A 216-nucleotide genomic window follows, 5' to 3' on the forward strand; every position below is an offset into this window, starting at 1 on the left:
GGTGCGCTTTCTGGACAAGAAGCGCAATACGCTGGTGTACCTGGTGTACAGCGACCGCATGATCGAAGGCAGCCCGCAGAATGCGGTGACCGCGATTCCGATCCTGCCTTGTGTCGCGATAGGGCCGCAAAGCGGCCCCAGATTCTTCAGGCCAACTCTTCGGCCTGATCCTCACGCACAACCTTCCTCACCTCATCCAGCCGGCTGATGAACTTC

The 216-nt window shown here is 59.3% G+C and carries 1 pseudogene; it reads left to right on the plus strand.

What is annotated here, in order from left to right:
* Positions 1-109: pseudogene (locus HU766_RS26085) on the plus strand (CreA family protein); the annotation flags it as partial.
* Between the last annotated feature and the right edge of the window lie 107 nt (positions 110-216).

It is taken from the genome of Pseudomonas sp. SWRI77 (assembly GCF_014269105.1).
Taxonomy (GTDB): Bacteria; Pseudomonadota; Gammaproteobacteria; order Pseudomonadales; family Pseudomonadaceae; genus Aquipseudomonas; species Aquipseudomonas capeferrum.